The following is a 20,662-nucleotide window of genomic DNA, read 5'->3' as shown; positions in this document are numbered from 1 at the left end:
CCTAAGCTATCCATGACCATTCAATACTCAGTCGTTATCCCTCTTAAAAATGAGGAGGACAATATTGTTGAGCTCATTGAAGAACTTGAGCCCATCATGCTCAGTTTAAAAAAACCTTGGGAGCTTATTTGTGTAGATGATGGATCTACAGATCAAACGCTGGCTCTTTTAACTCACTTATTGCATAAAAAAAATTATCTAAAGCTGCTAATTTTTAAAGAAAACTATGGACAATCTAGCGCCTTTGCCGCAGGTTTTAAAGCCGCTAAAGGAGAATTTGTAATCACCTTAGACGGAGATCGACAAAATGATCCTGCAGATATTCCTAAACTCGTGGAAGCAATCAACAATTGTGACTTGGTATGTGGAGTACGCGTCAATCGTAAAGACCCTTTGTCAAAAAAGCTTATCTCCACAGTAGCTAACTTGATTCGGCGTTCAATTTGTGAAGATGGCGTAAGCGATACAGGTTGCTCTTTAAAGATCTATCGCACCTCTGCTTTGCATAAAATCAAAATGTATAATGGCATGCACCGTTTTCTTCCGGCCCTTTTTAAAATTGAAGGATTGGAAGTACAAGAAGTTGCTGTTAACCACCGCGAGCGTATAAAAGGCAAAACTAAATATAATTTTTTTAATCGATCTTTTAATACGATTGCAGATCTTGCAGCTGTACGCTGGATGAAAAAACGTCAGCTAAAATATCAGATTAATAAAGAATTACCATGAACGAGCAGTGGCGTGAAATCTTTTATCCCTTAGGATTTATAGCCTCCTTAGCTTTTGGAGCACGCTTTATCATTCAATGGCTTAGAAGCGAAATTAGCAGAAAAAGTGTAGTTACGCCTCTTTTTTGGAAGCTATCCCTGCTGGGAAATCTCCTTTTACTTATTCATTCCTTTATCCAGATGCAATTTCATGTAGGCATTGTTCAAGTCATAAATGCTGTTATCTCCTGGCGTAATCTTAATCTCATGAAAGAAACTTCACAGAGCATGCCCACAGTAAGGGTGATAGAAATCATGCTAAGCTTTCTGGTACTAACGACTTTAGCTTTTTATTTTCAGCACCTTTACTTAGCCGAGAATAAATCTGCCTGGTTACGTTTACCTAGTCATGCATGGAGTTCTAATAGCTTGCCTATCCATAATTCATGGCATATTGTTGGCTTTATAGGCCTCCTTCTATTCAATTGTCGTTTTTGGATACAATGGTGGCAAGTTGAAAAGACGCATACAAGTCAACTCGGCGCTTCATTTTGGTGGATTAGCCTTTTAGGAGCCTCTTTTTCAATCGTTTACTTTATTCGGATCTATGATCCGGTTAATATTATAGGCCCTGCTCTAGGCATTGTCCCTTATATTCGTAATCTTATGCTTCTTTCTAAAAATCCTACGTATGAAACGTGTGGGGAGGCTTATGAAAAGTAATGACAATCTCCATCCACATCTTTTTATTTTTGCTGGAGAGCCTAGTGGAGATTTACATGGCGCTCACTTAGTGAAAGCTTTTAAGGAGCTATATCCTAGCTGCTGGTTCAGTGGCGTGGCTGGCCCTGCTCTGCGAGAAGAAGGGATTGTCAACATTATGCCCATGGAAAAATTTGCTGTCATGGGTTTCTCAGATGTCATTAAAGCTTTGCCTAGTCTTTATAAACAATTTTATTATATACGCGACTATGTGTTAAGCACTTGTCCTGAATTAGTAATTTTCATTGACTATCCAGGCTTTAATTTACGCATGGCTCGTGCTCTGCGAAAAGCAGGATATAAAGGTAAGCTCGTCCATTACATCTGCCCTTCTGTATGGGCGTGGGGCAAAAAGCGTATCCAACATATGGCTAAAACATTGGATATGTTACTCACCATTTATCCTTTTGAAAACATAAGCTTTAAGCCTACTTCCCTTAAAGTCCAATATGTGGGTAATCCCCTTCAAGAGTATATTTCCCAACATCTTTACGCCCCTTCTTGGAAAAGTCACTTTTGTCCACCCGAGCATTTATTGATTTCCATCTTTCCTGGCAGCCGAGAAGCTGAAATCAAAAATAATCTTTCTAAGCAATTAGAGGCAGCTCTCCTTTTTCAAAAAGAAAATCCTTCTACAACTTTTGGCATCTCTTGTTCTAACGCATCCCTTAAACCGCTTATTGAAAAGATCCTTAAAAAGCATCGCTTGCTTCATGCTTTTATTGTGGATAAAGCACACACCTACGATTTGATGCGTAATAGTCATAGTGCCATAGCCAAATCAGGAACAGTTACCCTTGAATTAGCACTCCACTGCTGCCCTACAGTGGTTGTCTATCAGCTCTCTACCCTTAATTGGTTGATTGCTAAATTTATAATTAAATTGAATCTACCTTACTATTGTATCGTTAATATACTCAGTGGCCAGCGCTTATTTCCCGAGCTTATAGCAGAGGGTTTTACCCCTAAAAAGGTCGCAAAAGAGCTAGAAGACATTCATGCAGGCTCTTCAAGAGCACGTTGCCTAGAAGGCTGCCAGCAAATTGTTGAGCTTTTCCAAGGAACCCATGCCAGCCAGAATGCCGCGCAAGCTATACATTCTTTATTATCATGAAAGCTATTAAACGCTATTTTTCTCATTATTTGGTCCCTCGTGTACTTGCTTATGCCGGTAAAGCTTTTTTAAAACTTTTACTGATGACCTGTCGCATTCAATTGGAAGGACTGGAGGAATTTTGTAAACATGTTAAGCAGGGAAATTGTATTCTTATGCTTTGGCATAATCGCTTGATGTTGGTAGCGACTATTTTTCAGAGCTATACCCCGCAATTTAATTATACGGCTTTTATTAGCCAAAGTCGTGATGGGGAACCCTTAGCATTATTCGCGAATAGTTTTAAAAATGGACGTACTATACGTGTTAAGCACAATGCAAAGCATGAAGCTTTAAAGGAAATGATCAACAGATTAAAAAATAGTTTAGATATAGTTTTAATTACTCCGGATGGCCCACGCGGACCACGTTATCAAGTTAAGCCCGGTCTTGCTTTAGCAGCTAAACAGACAGCTGCTACCGTATTCCCTTTCAGCTGGTCAGCTAACCGCTTATGGCAATTAAAAAGTTGGGATAAAATGATGCTTCCTCAGCCTTTTTCAAAGATTTATATGAAGATTGGCTCCCCTATATCCTATCCTGCTCACATTAATCTAGACCATTATTCTCATATGCTCGAAAATGCTCTTATAGATACCGATCAATCAGCTTATCTACATTTTAGCAATAAGCCTTTATAAATAATGATGAAACATTTTGATTCTTAGGGTGCCAGGCAACTAAAATCTATTGACAACAAGGTAATGATAAGTCATAACCATTCATTAAAACAGTTATTTTTTTTAAGAGTAGAAGATTTATGGAAGAGACTAAAGCTATTCAAGTGCCAGCAAGTGAGATTCAAAATATTTTAAAATTTATACAAAATAAATTTTATCGTATACCTCTTTACCAATATCGCATTAATGCTGGATTTCCCTCCTTCGGTGAAGGAGATATCGAAAAAAGAATTGATTTAAATGAACTTTTGATTAAAGAACCGGATGTCACTTTTCTTTTAAAGGTGTGTGGAGACTCGATGATCAATGCAGGGATTCATCATAATGATATTATAGTCGTTGATCGAAGCATAGAGCCCTCGGAAGGAAAAATTGTTATCGCTTCTTTGAATGGTGAATTAACTGTCAAACGTCTACGTCGCGTAGCGGATAGGCTGATGCTAGTCGCTGAAAACAAAGCTTATGCCCCTATTGAAATCACTGAGGATACAGAATTACGCATCTGGGGAGTGGCAATAAGCGTTATTCACGCTCTTTAAGAGCTACGTTAAAGAAAATAAAGCTTAACTAAAGACATGATCGGTAAGATGTTCAAGCTTTTCTTAAGCTCTTAATTTCATGGCTTTTAAGAGCTTTATCAAGAAAAAGTGTTTCCTTGTTTTAAATGGATTAGAAAAATGCTCAATTTAAAGCATCCCTGATTTGCATTAAAAGATTATTTTTAATCATATGGCTAACACCTTTAATGCTATTAAAAAAAGCTTTAGTATTAGAATGTCCATGGCATTTAATAACAAGGCCTTCTACCCCACATAAAAGAGCTCCTTGGTATTCGGCATAATAGAAAAGAGCTTGTAAATACTCTAAAGGCTCTTGTAAAAAGTTTAGAGGATGATCCTGCCGAGTTTCCCTCAGATATTCAAAAATAAAATCCGCAAGTCCTTCGCTCGTTTTAACAAGAATATTACCTGTAAATCCATCCGTCACTAATACATCTACCTTTCCATAGAAAACTTCCCGTCCCTCTATATTGCCATGAAATTCCATGTAAGGAACCCCATCTATAGAGTGCTGGCAGACATCTTTTAAAAGCTGATAAGCTTTACGAACGACAGAAGTCCCTTTTTTAGATTCCGACCCAATATTCAGCAGCCCAATTTTAGGTATTTTTATGCCGCTCGTGCATTTTTGATAGGCAGCTCCCATGTAAGCATACTTTACCAAATGCTCTGCTTTACAGGAGACATTGCCTCCTACATCCACAATAGCTAAGGAGCCATTTTTTGTCGGCAAAGTTGCTAATAGAGCAGGTCGTGTGATACCAGGCAGTTTGGGCAAAGAAAGAGTAGCACTAGCAACTAAAGCGCCTGTATTACCAGCAGAAACTAAGGCATCTATCTGCTTTTTTTTGAGAAGCTTGATTCCTACAGCGGTCGATGATCTTTTTTTCTGGCGTAGAGCAATCAGGGGGTCTTCCCCCATTTCTATGAAATTAGCCACAGGTAAAAAAGTTAAGCGATTGAACTTTTCTGCAGGCAGGCTTGTTTTTGCTTTAGCCCTATGCTCGTTGATAACGGATTGAGTAGCTAACGCTATAAGCCTAAGAGAGGGATCTAATTGATCAAGCGCTTGAATAAGAGCATCAAAAATTATCGTTGGCGAGCTATCGCTCCCCATTAAATCAATCCCGATGCGCAATATTCAAGTTCTCCTTTAAACTAAGCTTTTCGAGCCATGACAACACGCCCATTATATTGTCCACAAGAAGGACAAACTACATGCGGCAGCTTAGGAGATTGACAGTTAGAGCAATTAGCTAATTGTTTAGGCTTTTTTGCATGGTGTGCGCGCTTAGAATTTTTGCGGGCATTAGAGTGACGGTTACGTGGTACTGCCATGGGGTGTTAACTCCTCATCAAATTATAAAGTTTATAAGTGGGCAAAGGGACGGTACCCTTCATCTTCTGAATTACCGTCGGGAGAATCGCTATCTCGAAAAAATTTATTAAGCTCGCCCCGATAAGGGCATTGGCCGTTATTGCATTCCGCAAAAAAAGGAGCGGTCAGCAAAATGTTTTCTCTTAGCATCTCCTGAAAGTTGTAAATTCCCGATTTTATTTCTTCTGCCGGCACGGTATGATAAAAATTTTCTAATTTTATCGGTGTTTTTACCGCTTCATTGCAGATCACACACGGGAGAGTGGCAAACGTTTGAATGTCAAAATGTAAGACCAAATCGTTTTCTGCTAAATAAGCTTCCCCTTCTACGACCACTGGGTCAACAAAGCTTAACTCTTTTTCATGAATATCTAAAAACTCAGGGCCAAGCTTTTCAACAATAGCTTCTGCATGGCCATCTCTAAGTTGTTCAACATATATTTTAAATGCTTCGTTCATTCTTAAAATTCTACTCAAAGAGTTGATTTTTATCCAGTAAAAAAGCAAGCCTAGCTTTCCTAAGCTTGCTAAAGTCTGCCAAAGTCATCCACTTCTACTCATCTTGGTCTAAAAATTAACCTTATAGTCTAAGCAATTAATTTTTTAAAAATTAGAGAGTTGCTTTTCTATTATCCATTTTCTAAAGAAGCTTATTGGAATGATCGACCTTACTCTTTTTTCTAGCTAATAACAGGTTTATCGGCTATGATAGCTCTTTAAATCACGAAAGGTGTAAGGGCTTTTTCAATAGCCTAAATGCTAGGATGTTAATACCATAAAAGTTCAACATGTATCCAGGCATTTATTGTCTTTGGTAGATCACTTGAGTAAGCTTTTGGCCAGGCAAGGACGCTCCTACAGTTTTGCAAAGCTATCATGTTTTTCATACATAATCATGAAAGACGCTTAAGATAAAATGATCCTAGCCTATTGATCTCTAGACATCCCACGACTTAGCTCAAACACTTTTCGTCCAAAATTAGGTAATTACAATGGACGAAATCCTTTTAAATATTGAATCCAAAGAAATCCGCTATGCTCATCTGCGCCATGGCCAACTACATGACTTAATCGTAGAAAGAAAAAAAGAAAGACAGTTAACGGGCAACATCTACCGGGGCCAAGTTACTAATATTCTTCATAACATTCAATCTGCTTTTATTGATATTAATGAAGGAGAAAATGGTTTTATTCACATCTCTGACATCATTGAAAACACGAAAAAATTCGAGCAAGTTTATGAGATGGATTTTGATCTAGATTATGACATCAAAACTCTAGATGATAAGCAGCAGCAAAATTTAGATATCGAGCAGGTCATGAAAATTGACCAGGATGTTCTAGTACAAGTGGTCAAAGAGCCTATTGGTTCAAAAGGTGCACGTTTAACCTCTAACATTTCCATCGCCGGGCGCTATTTAGTCCTGCTTCCCAACTCCATTCACCGGGGTGTTTCTCGTAAAATTGAGGATCGCAATGTGCGTGAAAGATTAAAAAAGTTAATTCGCGCTTTTGAAATGCCCAAAGATATGGGCTTAATCTGTCGAACGGCTAGCGCGATTGCCACTCCTGAGATGTTGATTGAAGAAGCTAATGATTTGCTCAACACCTGGAATAATATCATGGAGAATTTCAAGAAATCCAGTGAACCCACTCTTCTATTTGCTGAATCCGATATTATCAAGCGTGCAGTGATCCATGCGGTCGATAAACGTTATGAAAGAATATTGGTAGATGACTATAACGTTTATCAAACATGCAAGCGCTTATACAGCCGCTACGCCAATGAGCATGCTTTATGCATCGAATATTATCGAGATAAAGTTCCTATGTTTGAACGCTTTAATGTAGAGAGGGAAATAGAAAAAACTTTACGCCGTAAAATTTGGCTACCTAGCGGTGGTTACCTCTATTTTGATCGTACTGAAGCCATGCATACGATCGATGTCAATTCTGGGAGAAGTTCTAGTAACAAGACAGACGTAGAAGAATCGTTAGTAAGGATTAACTTAGAAGCTACGGAAGAAATTGCGCGGCAATTACGTTTGCGCAACGTGGGAGGGTTAGTCATTTGCGATTTTATCGATATGCGTTTACGTAAAAATCAACGCCGAGTTTTAGAACGCCTCAAAGAATTTATGAAAGAGGATTCGGCAAAATGCACAATTTTAGGAATGAGCGAATTTGGCTTAGTTGAAATGACACGCCAACGTAATCGAGGTTCTCTACACCAGACTATTTTCTGCAGCTGTCCTTATTGCGGAGGCAGTGGCCTTGTTAAAACGCACGAAAGCATCTCTATCGAGATTGAAAGGGCCCTTAAAAAAGTAATTGGATGCCATCAGCAGTTTGCTTTAAAACTGATCATTCATCCTGAACTAGAAAAATACTTAAAAGTTATTGACCAACAGTATTTATTTAAGCTGGCCGAAGAATTAAATGCGCACCTTCAAATTGCTACTGATGACAATATGCACATCAATGATTATCATTTCCTATCCACGATAAATAATAAAAAAATAGATGTCTGAGGTTTGGCATGGGCTACATGAAACTATTGAAGAGCCTAAAAAGTGAGGAAGCCCTTAACTCCAAACAATATGAAATTCTTGAAGGCTTTTACCTAAGTTTTACTCAAGCTGTCACTGAAAATAATAAGCCTATGTCAGCTTATGAACCTATTATCACCCAATATCTACAATTTGTCATTCAGGAAAACCAACAACCTTATGCATTTGAGCCTTATCATCGTGCCATTCGCACTCCCTATGACTACTACCGTCTGGGATTAGAAATGATGCGCCCTCTTATTGCTTTTGCTTATTCTAAAATCCACCACGCTCGATATATTGAAGAAATTGAAACGCATTTAGCTAATCAAGAAAATGTTATATTATTAGCTAATCACCAAATTGAACCTGATCCTCAAGTTATTTGTCTAATGCTAGAAAAAGACCATACTCGTTTAGCGGAGGAAATGATTTTTGTAGCGGGACATCGAGTCATTACTGATCCTCTAGCCATTCCGTTTAGTAAAGGATGTAATTTATTATGTATTTTTTCTAAAAAACATGTAGAAAATCCTCCCGAAAAGAAACAAGAAAAGCTTCTTTATAATCAACGTGTCATGCATCAAATGAGCCAACTGCTTGCTGAAGGCGGCAAATGCATTTATGTCGCCCCCAGTGGCGGCAGGGACCGTGCCAATATAAATACCGGCCAAGTAGAAATAGCTCCTTTTGATGCTCATAGTATTGAGATGTTTTGGTTAATGGCTCAGCATTCTGGGAAAAAAGCCCATTTTTATCCTTTAAGCTTGTCCACATACGATTTATTACCGCCTCCTCAAAGTGTCGAGAAAGAATTAGGAGAAAGGCGCCAGGCAAAATGCGCTCCAGTACATTTATCTTTTGGACAGGAAATAGATATGATTAATTTTCCTGGGAGCCAACACTTAGATAAAAAAACTAGGCGCATAGCTCGTGCTCAATACATCTGGGAGCTTGTTATACAGCAGTACTGTCTTACCAGAAGCTGTGCATCCTTTTCCAGCCCCCAACAATAAGCTTATCGAAAGCATCTGGTCGGTTTCCTCTCTACAATCTATAGCTAACGGTGAGCTGATTGTGGCTCTAAATATTTAAGACTTTTTTATGTCCTACAAGCTTATAAGCTTTTAAACAGGTCCATATGCAACTATATGCTTTAAAAAAACTTACCTTAATTTGAGAGGGGGCTGAGGAAATATTGATTCTCTTTTTAAACCATAGATGAAGTTTTATGAGCATATTATATAAAAAGTCACTAATTTTACTTGAGATTATTCAAATGATCGAGGAAGCTATTTTACCTCTTATCAAGAAAGGGTAGAAAATCAAATCAACATGGAACAGGCTTTCATTCTTAAGCTGCTGCCAGAAATATATTTAAAAATTTTTTACTTAGAAGGATTCAGATGGTTAATAAAGTTTCTTCATTTCCTTATCAAATTGAAAAGGAAAATCTAATTCATGAGGAACACCCCTTTCGTTCTGATATCCCCTCAGAAATATGGATAAAAATTTTCCTCAGCCTATCGGTTAGAGACTTAGTTACCTGCCAACAGGTATGCAGAGGGTGGCATCAATTAGCTACCGACCCTTTCTTATGGCATTCTTTTGTTTGTCAAAAGTTTCCTTCTTTACCTCATTTGAGCCAAGGAAAATATACTCAAGATATGTACATCACCCAAGTTGTTATCTCAACAAATATTAAAGAAAAGCGGTGGTCGCAAACATTTGAGCTAGACTATGAAGAAGGCGAGGGTAAGGCAACATTTTCTCCTGATGGTCAATGGATTGTTACCTGCTCGCAAGACCACGTAGCTTGCGTGTGGAATGCTCTTACGGGTAAACCTCTACTCACCTTGTCGGGACATACAGCGCACATTAACAGTGTAGCGTTTGCATCGGATGGAAACTCGATAATCACAAGTTCTAATGACAGTACCGCTCGCGTCTGGGGTTGGGAGGTAGACAGATGGATATGTAAATACATATTAGAAGGCCATCTTAAATCGATTGTATGTGCTGCTTTTTCTCCGGACGGAAAATGGATTGCTACAGGGTCTTCTGATAGTGATGTTCGACTATGGGATGCCGAAACTGGGGAATACAAGCATACTTTAAATGCTGGAAATGAGTCTGCCATCAAAAAATTAGCTTTTTCTCCTGAAGGCCCATGGATTATCATGGAATCTTGCAATAATACCGTGCAGCTATTTGACTTCCAAACACAAAAATGTTTATTTTTTTCTCAGTCTACTACGTTCTATAGCTGGGCTTTTTTCTTGGATACAAAGATGATAATCTTGTCCCAAGGTAAATTTATGGTTTGGTATGAACTTTCTAAGGCTATGCGACTTATATATACAGCGACGCAATATAAAGACCCTCCTCTATGTGCAGCCTTTTCCCCTCACGAATCTTTGCTTGCTATTGGATTTGAAAAAGGCATTGTTCGCCTTTGGAACTTATATTCAATGGAAGAATGCCTATCGGACTCAGTAAGGGAAAACGCTGGCATCAAAAAAATAGTTTTTTCTCCAAACGGACAATGGATGGTTACAGGCTCTTTGACCCATTGTGATCTATGGGAGGTACAGACATGGGAGCATTTATATTCTATACCTCTACCTTATCATAATGAGCTAAGTTTTTCTCCTCATGGTGGTCAATTAATTATAGGCAAGGTAGTTATCAATTTTTATCCAGCGAACAAGCAATTAATAATTAGCCATCCAGTCTCAGACAAATGAAATATTATAATTAGTGTAAAAGTGGTCAGTGTGTGTGTAGCGCTACCTAAGCTTTTGATGCTAAGGTGTAAATGTAAATCGAAAAACGTAGTAAATAGAAAAAAACAGCTATTTGCGAGCTTTTTTGACTTTGCAGATGCCCGCAGAACCGCATCTGAAGCTCTGTATACCCTGTGACCGCTTACTAATTATACGCTTAAAAAAAACTAAGTCTGCATATTCAATCCTCTAAAAACTACCTCTCTACTTAAGGAAATGGTTTCATAAAGTATAGGGCTGCATAAGGAGCTGCTCAAAAGCTTATTATTTAATTTTTCTGAAGATCTATGTACAATCAAATTGACATGATGCATTCATCAGGTTTAAGAAAAAGCTTGAGATTATCTAGAAAATATCGCCTTAAAGACAACAGCTAGGCGTAGGGATGTGAACCATAAAAGATTGCATATTACCATGCTTAAGACCTCTTTACCAAACATTCTATTTTTCTGAAATGAAGGAAAAATTATAATTCAAAACATAGACGTAGTTTTTAAAACCTATTGCTCTCATTTTCTTCTTTTTCCTCACTAGAAGAAAATGTACTTCTTTGCTTAAGTTGCTCAGGCGTATTGATCAGAGTGTAATAAAGCCCCTTGGCTTTATCCATATGCCCTTTTATAAGCAAGCCTAGACGGCGTTTATTGTCTTTGCCTATACAGGCATGCGCAAAGCTTAGCAACTCACCATGCGTGAGTGTTCTAAGCGCTTGAATTCGTTTATCTATCCAATCAAAACGTCCCTCATACTTGAAGGCTAAGCTATGTAAAAGAGCTCCCAAGGATTCCATATTATGGGGAGGTTTCTCCAGCTCTTCTAAAAGAGAATTTTTAATTATTTCAAAATTTTTGGGAGTCAAATAGTTTTTTTCAATTCCCTGCAAAAAGCTTTCAATAAACAGTTCAAAGCGCGCTAAAAGATCACGAGAATCATGAGTATTAGATTGTACAACAAATGCTAGAAATAGTTTACGTTCAATTTCTTCGGCTGCGCTAGAAATAAGATAACCTGTCTGCTGCCGAGTGCGTAACTCAGCAAAAAAGGGCTCCTTCATCGCTTTCATCAATATCTGCTGAGCAGCACGTTCTTTAAGTGTAAAGCTAGAATTTTCGATAGCTAATAAAGTGGCACTGCCTTGGACGGGAATTTTCATTTCCAAGAGAAAAGGGCCTTCAGCTGAAGATAAATCAATGATTTCAGCGTGTTTGTGCATTTGCTTTGGATAAGGAGCGCTATCTAAAGTTTTGATTAAGTTATCTGCATATTCTTTAGCCTGATTTTCAGTGACGTTTCCATAAATCAATCCTTCGACAAAAGACTGCCTAAATAACGACTGGACATCTTCCTGGAACTTAGCAAAGGAAAGTTTACGTATTGCGCTTATTTTCTGATCCACTGCGGCATATTTTTTATAGATCGTTTGTTGAAAGAGCTCTTTAGCTCTTTTTAAAGGGGCTCTCTTATTAAAGTTTTGATAACGCCTTAGCAGTGATTGTTTAATTATCTTAAACGTTTGTTCTGAAAGCTTTAGATCTTTTAGCTGTTTAAGAATTTCTTCAAATAAAAGAAAAGCATGGTCATTATAACCGGTGATTTTGAAAGCTAGCCCATACTCGGTACGTGCCACACTAAAATTTAAACCTGCCACAGTGGCCGCATAGCTAAATTTGCTAAGATTTTCTTCCACTGCTTTAATGTAGATATCGCCCATCACAATTTTATTAGCATCCCCTATATCTATCGCAGGAGTTCTAATATTAAAATTCAAATAAAGTTGAGGAATGAGGAAATGCTGATCTTTTGCATAGTAAATCGTACCATGTTCTGAGTCTTCAATGAGGTGAGGGTGAGGCAGAGGGGAAAGGTGTGTCTCCTTGCTAGGTAAGGCATGAAGCAAATCCAAAGATTTAGGTAAAAAAGGATTGGGAGGAGGCAAAGTAATCTCAGCAATAGGGGTAGCAGATGCCCATTCTTGCATTTTAAAAGGCTCTATAGCTTTCATTGCATAAGCCACCTGTAGCCACTCTTCTTGATGGGTAGATTCTACTCCGGTCAAGGAAGAGGGTGCTTGAATCAAAAAACGACAGTTGGAGGGAGTTAAATAGTCCAATAAATTCTGTACATCTGCCTGGCTAAATTTTTGAATCACTTTAGTTTGCTCAGGATAAGTGGCTATATTTTCTCTAACTAAAAGGTCGGCATTTTTCATAGCCGCTGTAAACACCTCCTCTCGTTGTTGATATTCATAGTTGAGTAAGTTAATTTGTCTAACCTCATCATAGATATAACGAGGAAAAGGCTTTTCTTTCATCAGCGCTAGAGTTTGAAAACAACGTAAGATTATACGATCAATAGATTGAACTCCTTTATCGGTAAGATCCATTTGCACAAACAAAACTAAATTTTTTTCTCCTAGATTAAAAGTGCTGCATCCTAAATTTTCTGCTAATTTTTCACGTTTCAATTGCGCTAATAAGCTCTCCTTACCTTCATGTCCTAATACCTGGCAAATCAAACGATCAGGGTAGGTATCTTTCATTTCAGCAAATTCTTGGGGTAAATCCCACACTAACGTCAATTTGCGTATATTTTGGATAGGGGTGATATAAAAAAGTTTAGCTTCCATGTCAGGATTGTTTAGATCCATAGGAGGAACATAACAATCCTTATGTTTATCAGAGATATCACCAAATTCATCAACCGTTAACCGTGTCATTTCTTCTAAAGGTAAGTTAGATACAAGTAATAAACGCATAATATTAGAGCTATAATACTCGTTATACCATGCTTTTAAGATCTCTTGCGAAGCGGCTTTTAAAGTAGTGGAATTTCCTATGTTAAAACGGTAATTAGGATGTCGAGGATTCTGTATATGCTTCATGACCATCACCTCGCGAACGTCATCGTTTTCATAGTTTTTAGCATATTCCTGATCAATAGCGTTCAATTCTCGCACAATCCCTGACACGTTAAATAAAGGCTCTTTAAAAAAGCTGGCAAAGCGATCTAGCGCTTGAGGAAAAGCTTCATTATCGATGGAAAACATATAAGCGGTGTGATCATTAGCAGTAAAAGCATTAGAAAATCCGCCATGTTCTGTAATAAAACGTTGAAATTCTGATTCGTTGGGATACTTCTTTGTCCCTAGAAAAAGCATATGTTCCACAAAATGAGCAAGGCCAGGATATGGGTCGGGATCTTGCCAACTACCTGCTCCTACAACCAGAGTTGCAGAGGATTGATTTGTTTGAGGATCGGAAATCAAAACGGCTTGTAGTCCATTGTTAAGTTTGATTTTAAGTACTTGTGTTTGAGAAAAGGTAGGAGTTTTGACCTTCAGTAAAGCTTTATCTTCAATCAAGGTATAGCCCTTATTTTCCAGCGCTGGTAAAAGGGGGAAACCCAATAAAGAGCCCATACATCCTAAGGTAATTATTAGATAATTGATCTTCATAGCTTTGATGGTAGAAGGTTTAAAAAAAATCGAATATAGAAGATCTGCCAAAGAGACTCAAGAAAAAATTGAGAAAATAGAAGAGTAGAAAATAGAATTAAAAAAGTTTAAGTTTAAGAGAGGCGACGGCTGTCCTAGCTAAAACAAGTCTCGCTTGCTTCTTCTCTCCTCTCCTTGCCTTTTAAAGGTTTTACATTTTATAATAAACGAAAAAAAATAATCGAGGATGTTATCCCTTATGCTGGACATTAAGCTACTACGCAAAGATGCTAAAGGAATAGAAGCAAAACTAAAAACAAAAGATCCTAGCATCAATTTAACTATTGTGATGGATCTGGATACGCAATTGCGTACTCTAAAAACACAATTAGAGGCTTTAAAGGCCACACGCAATGAATTTTCTCAAAAAATTGGAGAGATGCGTCGCTTCAACCAAGATGCCAGTGAAATGGTTAAAGAAGTGGCTTCAATGGCTGATGAGATCCATTCGCTTGAGCATCAATGCCAGCAAGTAGAATATTCTTTTAATTACGAAATTTCTAAACTTCCTAACGTTCCCATGGAGGACATTAAGATTTCTGCTGATCCTAAGGAGAATGTTATCTTTAAAGAGGTGGGAAATAAAAGAGATTTTGATTTTGCTTTCAAAAATCATGTCGAACTTAATGAAAAATTAAAGTTATTTGATTTTGAACGCGGCGCCAAAATCTCTGGCTCCGGATGGCCTGTGTATCGAGGCTTAGGAGCACGTTTAGAGTGGGCACTTATTCAATATATGCTTAGTGTTCAAATCAAAAATGGTTTTGAACAATGGATACCCCCTCTTTTGGTAAGAAAGGAAATTGCGTATGGATCCGGGCAACTGCCTAAGTTTGAAAATCAACAATTTAAAATTCATGATGAAGATTATAATCTTTATTTGATACCTACCGCAGAAGTCCCTTTAAATGGACTTCATGCTCAAGAAATTTTAAATCCAGAAGAGCTTCCTCTGAAATATACTGCTTACACGCCATGCTTTCGCCGAGAGGCCGGAGCTGCAGGCTCTAACGAGAGAGGCTTAATTCGCGTCCATCAATTCAACAAAGTAGAAATGTTTTGCTTTTGCTCCCCTGAGCAAAGTTCTCTTCTTTTTGAAGAAATGTTAAATAACGCAGAAGAAATTTTGCAAGGACTAGAACTTCACTATCGCATGGCCTTGCTAGTAACAGGAGACATGTCCTATGCTTCGGCTCGTACTGTGGATATTGAAGCTTGGCTGCCAGGACAGAATCGGTATTATGAGGTCTCTTCTGTCTCCAATTGCACGGATTTTCAGGCCAGACGTTCAAATATCCGCTTTCGCCGGGAAAAAGAAGGAAAACCTGAATTTGTTCATACACTCAACGGTTCTGGCTTAGCTACCTCACGTTTAATGGTTTCTTTGCTTGAAAACAATCAAAATGCGGATGGCTCCGTTACTATCCCTAAAGTATTGCAAAGCTATCTAGGAGTAGAAAAGTTAGTCCCTCATTAAGATGGCAAACTACTTAAAACCCAAGCTTAATAAATATGATCTAACCTTTGTTAAGAAGATGAAAATTAAAAGCCACATCTCTTCATGTTTTTTTCACTGGGTTACAGGTAGGCTTCTAAGGTTTAAAGCCTTCCAGCAGACGCTAAAAATATTTGGGTGGTAGCTTTGTCTTAACCTCCTTGAATGAGACTGGATAGGATAACCAAGAATGAAAAATTTAGGTAAATAATAAAAACAGATCAGAAAGTTATAAAATAAAATTTTTATGTTTACTTCTTATTTTTTACCCACACCAATAGGCAAAAAGAATAAATATTCTAAAAAACCCATTTTTCCCTAACTTATATAAAAAACGGACTCCCCTCATGTCTCATTCGCTTATTGACGATTTAATGCTTTTACTCGATCAAGCTCCTACAGCTTGGCATGCAGTAGATTATATAGGCAGATCTCTCCATGCTGAAGGATTTACTGAACTGGAAGAAGCCCAAGAATGGGAACTAGAAAAAGGCAAAGGCTATTTTCTTAAACGTAATGGGTCTTCAATTTGTGCTTTTATCACTCCTCAAGAATCGTTCAAAAAAGCCCACCTTATTGCCTCACATACAGACAGCCCTGGCTTCAAATTAAAGCCTAACCCTGAATTTCGCCGCGATAATATGACTATGCTTGCTACCGAAATTTATGGAGCGCCTCTTCTCACCTCCTGGTTTAACCGAGACTTAGGCCTAGCGGGAAGGGTCTTTTTAGCTGGCTCTAACAATGAAATTAAACAGGCGTTAGTTAATATTGATAGCCATCCATTAATCATTCCTCAACTTGCTATCCACCTTGACCGTGAAGCTAATGAAAGAGGCCCCTATTTTAACAAACAAGAGCATTTTTCAGCCTTGGCCGCTTTAGATGCAGATCCTCAGCAATCATACCTTTTGAAAATATTGGAAGATAATATAAAAGATTCTTTCGAGTATATCTTGAGCCATGATTTATTCTTATATCCTTTAGAGAAAGCTAAACTTATAGGCCCTGAAATGCTGAGCGGTTATCGCCTAGATAGCTTGGCCAGCGTTCATGCAGGTTTGACAGCCCTTAAAACCAGCCATCCGCAAAAAAATATTCTGAATTTAGCTGTTTTTTGGAACAATGAAGAAATAGGCTCAAAAACAGCCCAGGGAGCTGACTCCCCTTTTCTTTTACAGGTTTTAGAACGTATAGCCATAGCTTTAAAGCTTTCTAGAGAACAATTTTTGGCTCTTTTACCTCAATCTTTATGCTTATCTGTAGATTTAGCCCATGCCTTGCATCCCAATTACATGGAAAAACACGATCCGCGTCATGCTCCTTTAATGAATAAAGGCCTTGTAATTAAATACAATGCAAATCAACGCTATGCCAGCGATGCTCAATCTTCAGCTAGCATCGTCCATTTATGCGAAAAGCATGTCATTCCTTATCAATTCTTTTCATGTCGCAATGATATTCCTTGTGGTTCTACCATTGGTCCCCTCCAAGCTTCTCAAACAGGCATTACAACAGTTGATATAGGCTCACCCCAGCTAAGTATGCACTCTGCTCGTGAGCTTATTGCTACCCAGGATCATCTAGAAATGTGTCGCTTGCTAGCAGCTTTTTTGCAAAGTTAATTTAAATGAGTAGAATGAAGAGATAAGAATAAAAGGGTGTTAACATTATCATTTTGCTGATACCCTTAATTTTAATGAATAGACCAAAAAATCTATAGTCTTTGCCTTCCTGCAAAATCTTCATTGTGCGACCTATTGCCACCCGTAGAAAGACTTCAACTTACATTCCTCAGCAAAAAAAATAATTAGGAATTTTGAAGGCTAATCGAGTAAGATGTTTTCTTTAAAGGTTTAAACTAAACGACTGAAAGCTATGCAAATAGATACGCAAAACGTCGATCATTTAGGATTGGTAGCTTAGAATGTGTGAGGAGATAGGATTAGTTGACCTTATTGATCAAGCAGCAGGTAACCAGGCGAAGAATAAGCATCTAACCTATGGGCAAGCTGTTAAATGCATGATCTTAAACGGATTGGGATTTGTAAGTCGGAGGCTTTACATGTATTCTGAATACTTTGAAGATAAACCCATCGATCATTTATTAGGTAAGCCAGAGTTACCCCTGAGCAAATTGATGATAATGTTTTAGGCAGAACGCTGGATAAGTTATTTGAAGTGGGCGTGACTGAGCTTTTTACTAAAATAGCTTTACATACGATCATAATGCTTGGTATCCAAGTAAAAAGTTTGCATTTAGAGGCAACAAGTTTTCATGTAGATGGAAACTATGAGAGCCTATTAGAACAAGGAGAAGCGTGCATTCGTCTAGTACAAGGCTACAGTAGAGACCATAGGCCCGATTTAAACCAAGCTGTCTTGCAACTCATCACCTCTAATGAAGGCAATATCCCTTTATACATGCAAGCTGCTGATGGCAATAGTAGTGATAAAACCGCCTTTACGCAAATTGTTGGCGAACATCTTAAAAGCTTTCGGCAAGCCGTAGAGAATCGTTATATAGTAGGAGACAGTGCTCTTTATACGCCAGCCACCTTGCAAGTTTTTAAAGAAGAACAAAGCTTATTTGTCAAGCGTGTGCCCATGCAAATCAAAGAAGCTAAAGAGCTCATATTTGAAGTGCCTTACGACAAGACGGTAGAGATAGCAGAAGGCTATCGAGCTTTTGAGAGTACCTCTTGCTATGCCGGTGTTGAACAAAGATGGGTAGTTATTTTTAGCCAAGCATTATCTTAAGGGCAGTGAAAAAGAATCCAAAGCTTTCTTTAAGTTTATAAAGCAAGAGTTTTTTGTCCAAATGATGCTAAGCGCCAATTAGATAAGTTTGCAAAAAAGCTTAAATATATACAAATTATAGAACCTCAAGTTATAGCAACTCAAAAGCATACTACATCTGGTCGACCAAAAGCTGGGCAAAAAGTCTCTATATCTAGCTATTACCTAGAAGGAACAGTAGCTTGCTCTTTGCTTAACAAGGTAGATTTGGAGAGGAGTAAAGGGTTTTTCATCTTAGCGACTAATGACATGGATGTAACCTCTTTTCCTGCACAAGAGTTGTTGAAAACATATAAGGCTTGAGCAAAGTGTAGAAAGAGGATTTAGATTCTTGAAAAACCCCGATTTCCTTGTCTCTTCTTTCTTTTTAAAAAAGCCAGAAAGAATTGAAGCTCTTTTAATGGTAATGACTCTATGCCTTTTAGTCTATTCTGCGCTTGAATATAAAATTCGAGAAAAATTGCGAGAAAATGGTGAGAACTTCATAAATCAGCTTAAGAAACCTACGCAAAAGCCAATAACCCGCTGGGTGTTTTTCTGTTTCCTAGGCCTCCATATGGTCTTTATTGACCATAAAAAATTGCAAATTACCAATCTGAAAGAACGCCATAGAATTATCCTTAGATGCTTAGGGCCTCCTTACCAAAAATTCTATTATTCTGAAATGCGGTGAGAAATCACGGCTTTAAGTACCCCTTAGGTAGATGTTCAATGGTGCTAGAAGAGATAAGATTCATTGTATGGCCTCTTTTTAAGTTTTATGCATGCTTCTTGGTGGCTCGTTAGAGGTATTTATATACATGGAGAATAAGACAAAACAGGCAAATAACATCTAAAAGCAGCTTAGCGGCATGCTTAGGCAAGCTAGCACCATAAAAACCATTAAAAATTCTTCTTATCCTTTATCAGAGAAGCATTAACTTCGGATGCTAATGGTTCTATAATAAGTCGGAAGGCTATCTATATTCTCAAAACCTTCTGGACCTATAGATATCTTCATTTTAACAAGCTAAATGCTGCAAATACATACTCTCCATTTATAATCTAAAACGTTGCTTTATTTTGTTAGGAATACTTTCCAGTGGATTTCGATCTAGATAAAGATTTAACTCGTTTGGCAGATGGCCTATTTCTGCTGGAAGGGAGGTAAGCTGGTTGCTGCTTAATTTAAGTTTTTCTAGCCGAGTAAGCTGCCCTATTTTTGTTGGAAGAGTAGTAAGCTGATTATTGTCTAATTTAAGCCTTTGCAGCTGCGATAACTGCCATATCTCTGCCGGAAGGGTGGTGAGTTGGTTCTTGTTTAAGTAAAGCCTTTGCAGCTGCGATAGCTGTCTTATCTCTGCAGGAAGGTTGGTAAGCTGGTTGTTTTCTAAGTGAAGTCTTTGTAGCTGAGATAGCTGCCCTATTTCTGCTGGAAGGGTGGTAAGATAGTTGTTTTCTAAGTAAAGGCATTGCAGCTGAGACAGCTGCCTTATCTCTGCAGGAAGGGTGGTAAGCTGGTTGTTGCTTAATTCAAGCGTTTGCAGCTGAGATAACTGCCCTATCTCTGAAGGTAATAAGGTTAAGCCTATCCTTGCTACATTTAACTTCCTAATATCTTTGCTATAGCTTTCAATCCACTCCTTAAAAAGCCTGCCTCTTTCTTTTAAAGGTAAATTTTTAATTTCTTCTTTCCCTAAATATTCTTCTCCTCCCCGAAGTTCTTTCCATATTAAAAGTCGATTAATGTTTACAAGATAAGAGTGGTAATTAGTGAGGGTAAAATCTCTTTTTTCTTCGATGCTTCCCTTAAATTCTAAAGGAGAAATAGACGTAGCTTGGGTAAAGGTTTGCCTGAAAATTGCATTTACCTTTGCTGCCTTTGAAAGCTCTTCTTCTAGCTTATAAATCCTATCTAAAACAAAAGTCTGCTTGTTAACGTCTCCTGCAGGAAAATGCATCTTACTTATTTGCTTATAGAGGGAAGGCATGACTTCTGTAGCCAGCAAATGTCGCCATCTCGTACAAACACTAGACAAGGAAGGTGCGGCGCAAACCTTTAAAATAGGAACTAATATTTCATTAGGTAGATGTTCAATGGTAATAGAAGAGCAAGGATTCATAGCATGGTCTCCTTCTAAGCTTTATGCTTATTTTTATTTATCTTTTAGGGACATTCATATACATGGAAAAAGCAAAATAGGCAAGCTAGATTTAAAAACAGTTTAGCGGCTTGCTTAGGCAGGCTAGCAATGCAAAAGACCATTAGAAATTGTTTCTATCTTTTAGCAGAGTGACATCCTCTCCACCTCGGGATGCTA

18 protein-coding genes are annotated in these 20,662 nt (G+C 38.0%); 13 read left to right on the top strand and 5 right to left on the bottom strand.

Features of this window, described 5'->3' with window-relative positions:
- The first annotated feature begins 12 nt into the window (after positions 1-12).
- The 5 genes from TY21_RS00680 to TY21_RS00660 all read left to right on the top strand — a co-directional run bounded on the left by TY21_RS00680 (position 13) and on the right by TY21_RS00660 (position 3,841).
- Positions 13-729, top strand: a complete 717-nt coding sequence (locus TY21_RS00680; protein WP_039386079.1) for a glycosyltransferase — start codon at positions 13-15, stop codon at positions 727-729.
- Complete coding sequence (locus tag TY21_RS00675; protein ID WP_042243102.1) at positions 726-1,430, top strand: lipid-A-disaccharide synthase N-terminal domain-containing protein; 705 nt, start codon at positions 726-728, stop codon at positions 1,428-1,430. The genes TY21_RS00680 and TY21_RS00675 overlap by 4 nt, the downstream gene beginning before the upstream one ends.
- A complete protein-coding gene (gene lpxB, locus TY21_RS00670) occupies positions 1,420-2,583 on the top strand; it encodes a lipid-A-disaccharide synthase (RefSeq protein WP_042243099.1) in 1,164 nt (387 codons plus the stop codon). Before TY21_RS00675 ends, lpxB begins: the two co-directional genes overlap by 11 nt.
- Positions 2,580-3,263: a lysophospholipid acyltransferase family protein gene (locus TY21_RS00665; RefSeq protein ID WP_052354612.1), complete on the top strand. Its 684-nt coding sequence runs from the start codon at positions 2,580-2,582 to the stop codon at positions 3,261-3,263. The genes lpxB and TY21_RS00665 overlap by 4 nt, the downstream gene beginning before the upstream one ends.
- Before the next feature lie 119 nt (positions 3,264-3,382).
- Positions 3,383-3,841 (top strand): LexA family transcriptional regulator, encoded by a 459-nt coding sequence (locus tag TY21_RS00660; RefSeq protein ID WP_042243092.1) that lies wholly within the window; start codon positions 3,383-3,385, stop codon positions 3,839-3,841.
- A 142-nt stretch (positions 3,842-3,983) separates the two neighbouring features.
- Here TY21_RS00660 and plsX read toward each other — a convergent pair whose 3' ends face one another.
- The 3 genes from plsX to TY21_RS00645 are packed head-to-tail and all read right to left on the bottom strand — an operon-like array spanning position 3,984 to position 5,699.
- Positions 3,984-5,000: a phosphate acyltransferase PlsX gene (gene plsX / locus TY21_RS00655; protein WP_130589440.1), complete on the bottom strand. Its 1,017-nt coding sequence runs from the start codon at positions 4,998-5,000 to the stop codon at positions 3,984-3,986.
- 20 nt (positions 5,001-5,020) lie between these two features.
- Positions 5,021-5,200, bottom strand: coding sequence for a 50S ribosomal protein L32 (gene rpmF / locus TY21_RS00650; RefSeq protein ID WP_039386081.1), 180 nt, complete (start codon positions 5,198-5,200; stop codon positions 5,021-5,023).
- A gap of 31 nt (positions 5,201-5,231) precedes the next feature.
- Positions 5,232-5,699, bottom strand: coding sequence for a DUF177 domain-containing protein (locus TY21_RS00645; protein ID WP_042243116.1), 468 nt, complete (start codon positions 5,697-5,699; stop codon positions 5,232-5,234).
- Between the two features lie 533 nt (positions 5,700-6,232).
- On the opposite strand from TY21_RS00645, the gene TY21_RS00640 reads away from it, so the two are divergent.
- From TY21_RS00640 to TY21_RS00630, 3 genes are all read left to right on the top strand, one after another.
- Positions 6,233-7,771: an Rne/Rng family ribonuclease gene (locus TY21_RS00640; protein ID WP_042243089.1), complete on the top strand. Its 1,539-nt coding sequence runs from the start codon at positions 6,233-6,235 to the stop codon at positions 7,769-7,771.
- Positions 7,772-7,788: 17 nt separating this feature from the next.
- A complete protein-coding gene (locus TY21_RS00635; protein WP_232044371.1) occupies positions 7,789-8,805 on the top strand; it encodes a 1-acyl-sn-glycerol-3-phosphate acyltransferase in 1,017 nt (338 codons plus the stop codon).
- A gap of 390 nt (positions 8,806-9,195) precedes the next feature.
- Complete coding sequence (locus TY21_RS00630) at positions 9,196-10,536, top strand: F-box/WD40 repeat-containing protein (protein ID WP_042243082.1); 1,341 nt, start codon at positions 9,196-9,198, stop codon at positions 10,534-10,536.
- A gap of 532 nt (positions 10,537-11,068) precedes the next feature.
- On the opposite strand, the gene TY21_RS00625 is transcribed toward TY21_RS00630, so the two are convergent.
- Positions 11,069-13,993 carry an insulinase family protein gene (locus TY21_RS00625; protein ID WP_052354609.1) on the bottom strand — a complete coding sequence of 975 codons (2,925 nt, stop codon included), beginning with the start codon at positions 13,991-13,993 and terminating at the stop codon, positions 11,069-11,071.
- 274 nt (positions 13,994-14,267) lie between these two features.
- On the opposite strand from TY21_RS00625, the gene serS reads away from it, so the two are divergent.
- The 5 genes from serS (at position 14,268) to TY21_RS00600 (ending at position 19,035) form a co-directional block, all read left to right on the top strand.
- Entirely contained in the window at positions 14,268-15,545 is a 1,278-nt protein-coding gene (gene serS / locus TY21_RS00620; protein WP_042243076.1) for a serine--tRNA ligase, read from the top strand.
- Positions 15,546-15,910: 365 nt separating this feature from the next.
- Positions 15,911-17,188 carry a M18 family aminopeptidase gene (locus TY21_RS00615; RefSeq protein WP_042243073.1) on the top strand — a complete coding sequence of 426 codons (1,278 nt, stop codon included), beginning with the start codon at positions 15,911-15,913 and terminating at the stop codon, positions 17,186-17,188.
- A 302-nt stretch (positions 17,189-17,490) separates the two neighbouring features.
- Positions 17,491-17,718, top strand: a complete 228-nt coding sequence (locus TY21_RS00610; protein WP_079979986.1) for a DUF4277 domain-containing protein — start codon at positions 17,491-17,493, stop codon at positions 17,716-17,718.
- Positions 17,700-18,323 (top strand): IS1634 family transposase, encoded by a 624-nt coding sequence (locus tag TY21_RS00605; protein ID WP_079979985.1) that lies wholly within the window; start codon positions 17,700-17,702, stop codon positions 18,321-18,323. The genes TY21_RS00610 and TY21_RS00605 overlap by 19 nt, the downstream gene beginning before the upstream one ends.
- 370 nt (positions 18,324-18,693) lie before the next feature.
- Positions 18,694-19,035: a hypothetical protein gene (locus TY21_RS00600; protein ID WP_079979924.1), complete on the top strand. Its 342-nt coding sequence runs from the start codon at positions 18,694-18,696 to the stop codon at positions 19,033-19,035.
- A 364-nt stretch (positions 19,036-19,399) separates the two neighbouring features.
- Here TY21_RS00600 and TY21_RS00595 read toward each other — a convergent pair whose 3' ends face one another.
- The gene (locus TY21_RS00595; RefSeq protein WP_052354535.1) at positions 19,400-20,464 is read right to left on the bottom strand and encodes a leucine-rich repeat domain-containing protein; all 1,065 of its coding nucleotides are present in this window, start codon (positions 20,462-20,464) and stop codon (positions 19,400-19,402) included.
- Positions 20,465-20,662 lie beyond the last annotated feature (198 nt).

Origin of the sequence: Neochlamydia sp. S13 (genome assembly GCF_000648235.2) — a bacterium.
In the GTDB taxonomy this organism is placed as follows: domain Bacteria; phylum Chlamydiota; class Chlamydiia; order Chlamydiales; family Parachlamydiaceae; genus Neochlamydia.
Note: the sequence above shows the minus strand (reverse complement) of the source record. Positions and strands in the feature narration are given on the sequence as shown.

What these genes read in the sequence shown, in the direction of transcription:
- TY21_RS00680 (WP_039386079.1), top strand. Translation starts at nt 13, where the DNA reads ATGACCATTCAATACTCAGTCGTTATCCCTCTTAAAAATGAGGAGGAC.
- TY21_RS00675 (WP_042243102.1), top strand. Translation starts at nt 726, where the DNA reads ATGAACGAGCAGTGGCGTGAAATCTTTTATCCCTTAGGATTTATAGCC.
- lpxB (WP_042243099.1), top strand. Translation starts at nt 1,420, where the DNA reads ATGAAAAGTAATGACAATCTCCATCCACATCTTTTTATTTTTGCTGGA.
- TY21_RS00665 (WP_052354612.1), top strand. Translation starts at nt 2,580, where the DNA reads ATGAAAGCTATTAAACGCTATTTTTCTCATTATTTGGTCCCTCGTGTA.
- TY21_RS00660 (WP_042243092.1), top strand. Translation starts at nt 3,383, where the DNA reads ATGGAAGAGACTAAAGCTATTCAAGTGCCAGCAAGTGAGATTCAAAAT.
- rpmF (WP_039386081.1), bottom strand. Translation starts at nt 5,200, where the DNA reads ATGGCAGTACCACGTAACCGTCACTCTAATGCCCGCAAAAATTCTAAG.
- TY21_RS00645 (WP_042243116.1), bottom strand. Translation starts at nt 5,699, where the DNA reads ATGAACGAAGCATTTAAAATATATGTTGAACAACTTAGAGATGGCCAT.
- TY21_RS00640 (WP_042243089.1), top strand. Translation starts at nt 6,233, where the DNA reads ATGGACGAAATCCTTTTAAATATTGAATCCAAAGAAATCCGCTATGCT.
- TY21_RS00635 (WP_232044371.1), top strand. Translation starts at nt 7,789, where the DNA reads ATGAAACTATTGAAGAGCCTAAAAAGTGAGGAAGCCCTTAACTCCAAA.
- TY21_RS00630 (WP_042243082.1), top strand. Translation starts at nt 9,196, where the DNA reads ATGGTTAATAAAGTTTCTTCATTTCCTTATCAAATTGAAAAGGAAAAT.
- TY21_RS00625 (WP_052354609.1), bottom strand. Translation starts at nt 13,993, where the DNA reads ATGGGCTCTTTATTGGGTTTCCCCCTTTTACCAGCGCTGGAAAATAAG.
- serS (WP_042243076.1), top strand. Translation starts at nt 14,268, where the DNA reads ATGCTGGACATTAAGCTACTACGCAAAGATGCTAAAGGAATAGAAGCA.
- TY21_RS00615 (WP_042243073.1), top strand. Translation starts at nt 15,911, where the DNA reads ATGTCTCATTCGCTTATTGACGATTTAATGCTTTTACTCGATCAAGCT.
- TY21_RS00610 (WP_079979986.1), top strand. Translation starts at nt 17,491, where the DNA reads ATGTGTGAGGAGATAGGATTAGTTGACCTTATTGATCAAGCAGCAGGT.
- TY21_RS00595 (WP_052354535.1), bottom strand. Translation starts at nt 20,464, where the DNA reads ATGAATCCTTGCTCTTCTATTACCATTGAACATCTACCTAATGAAATA.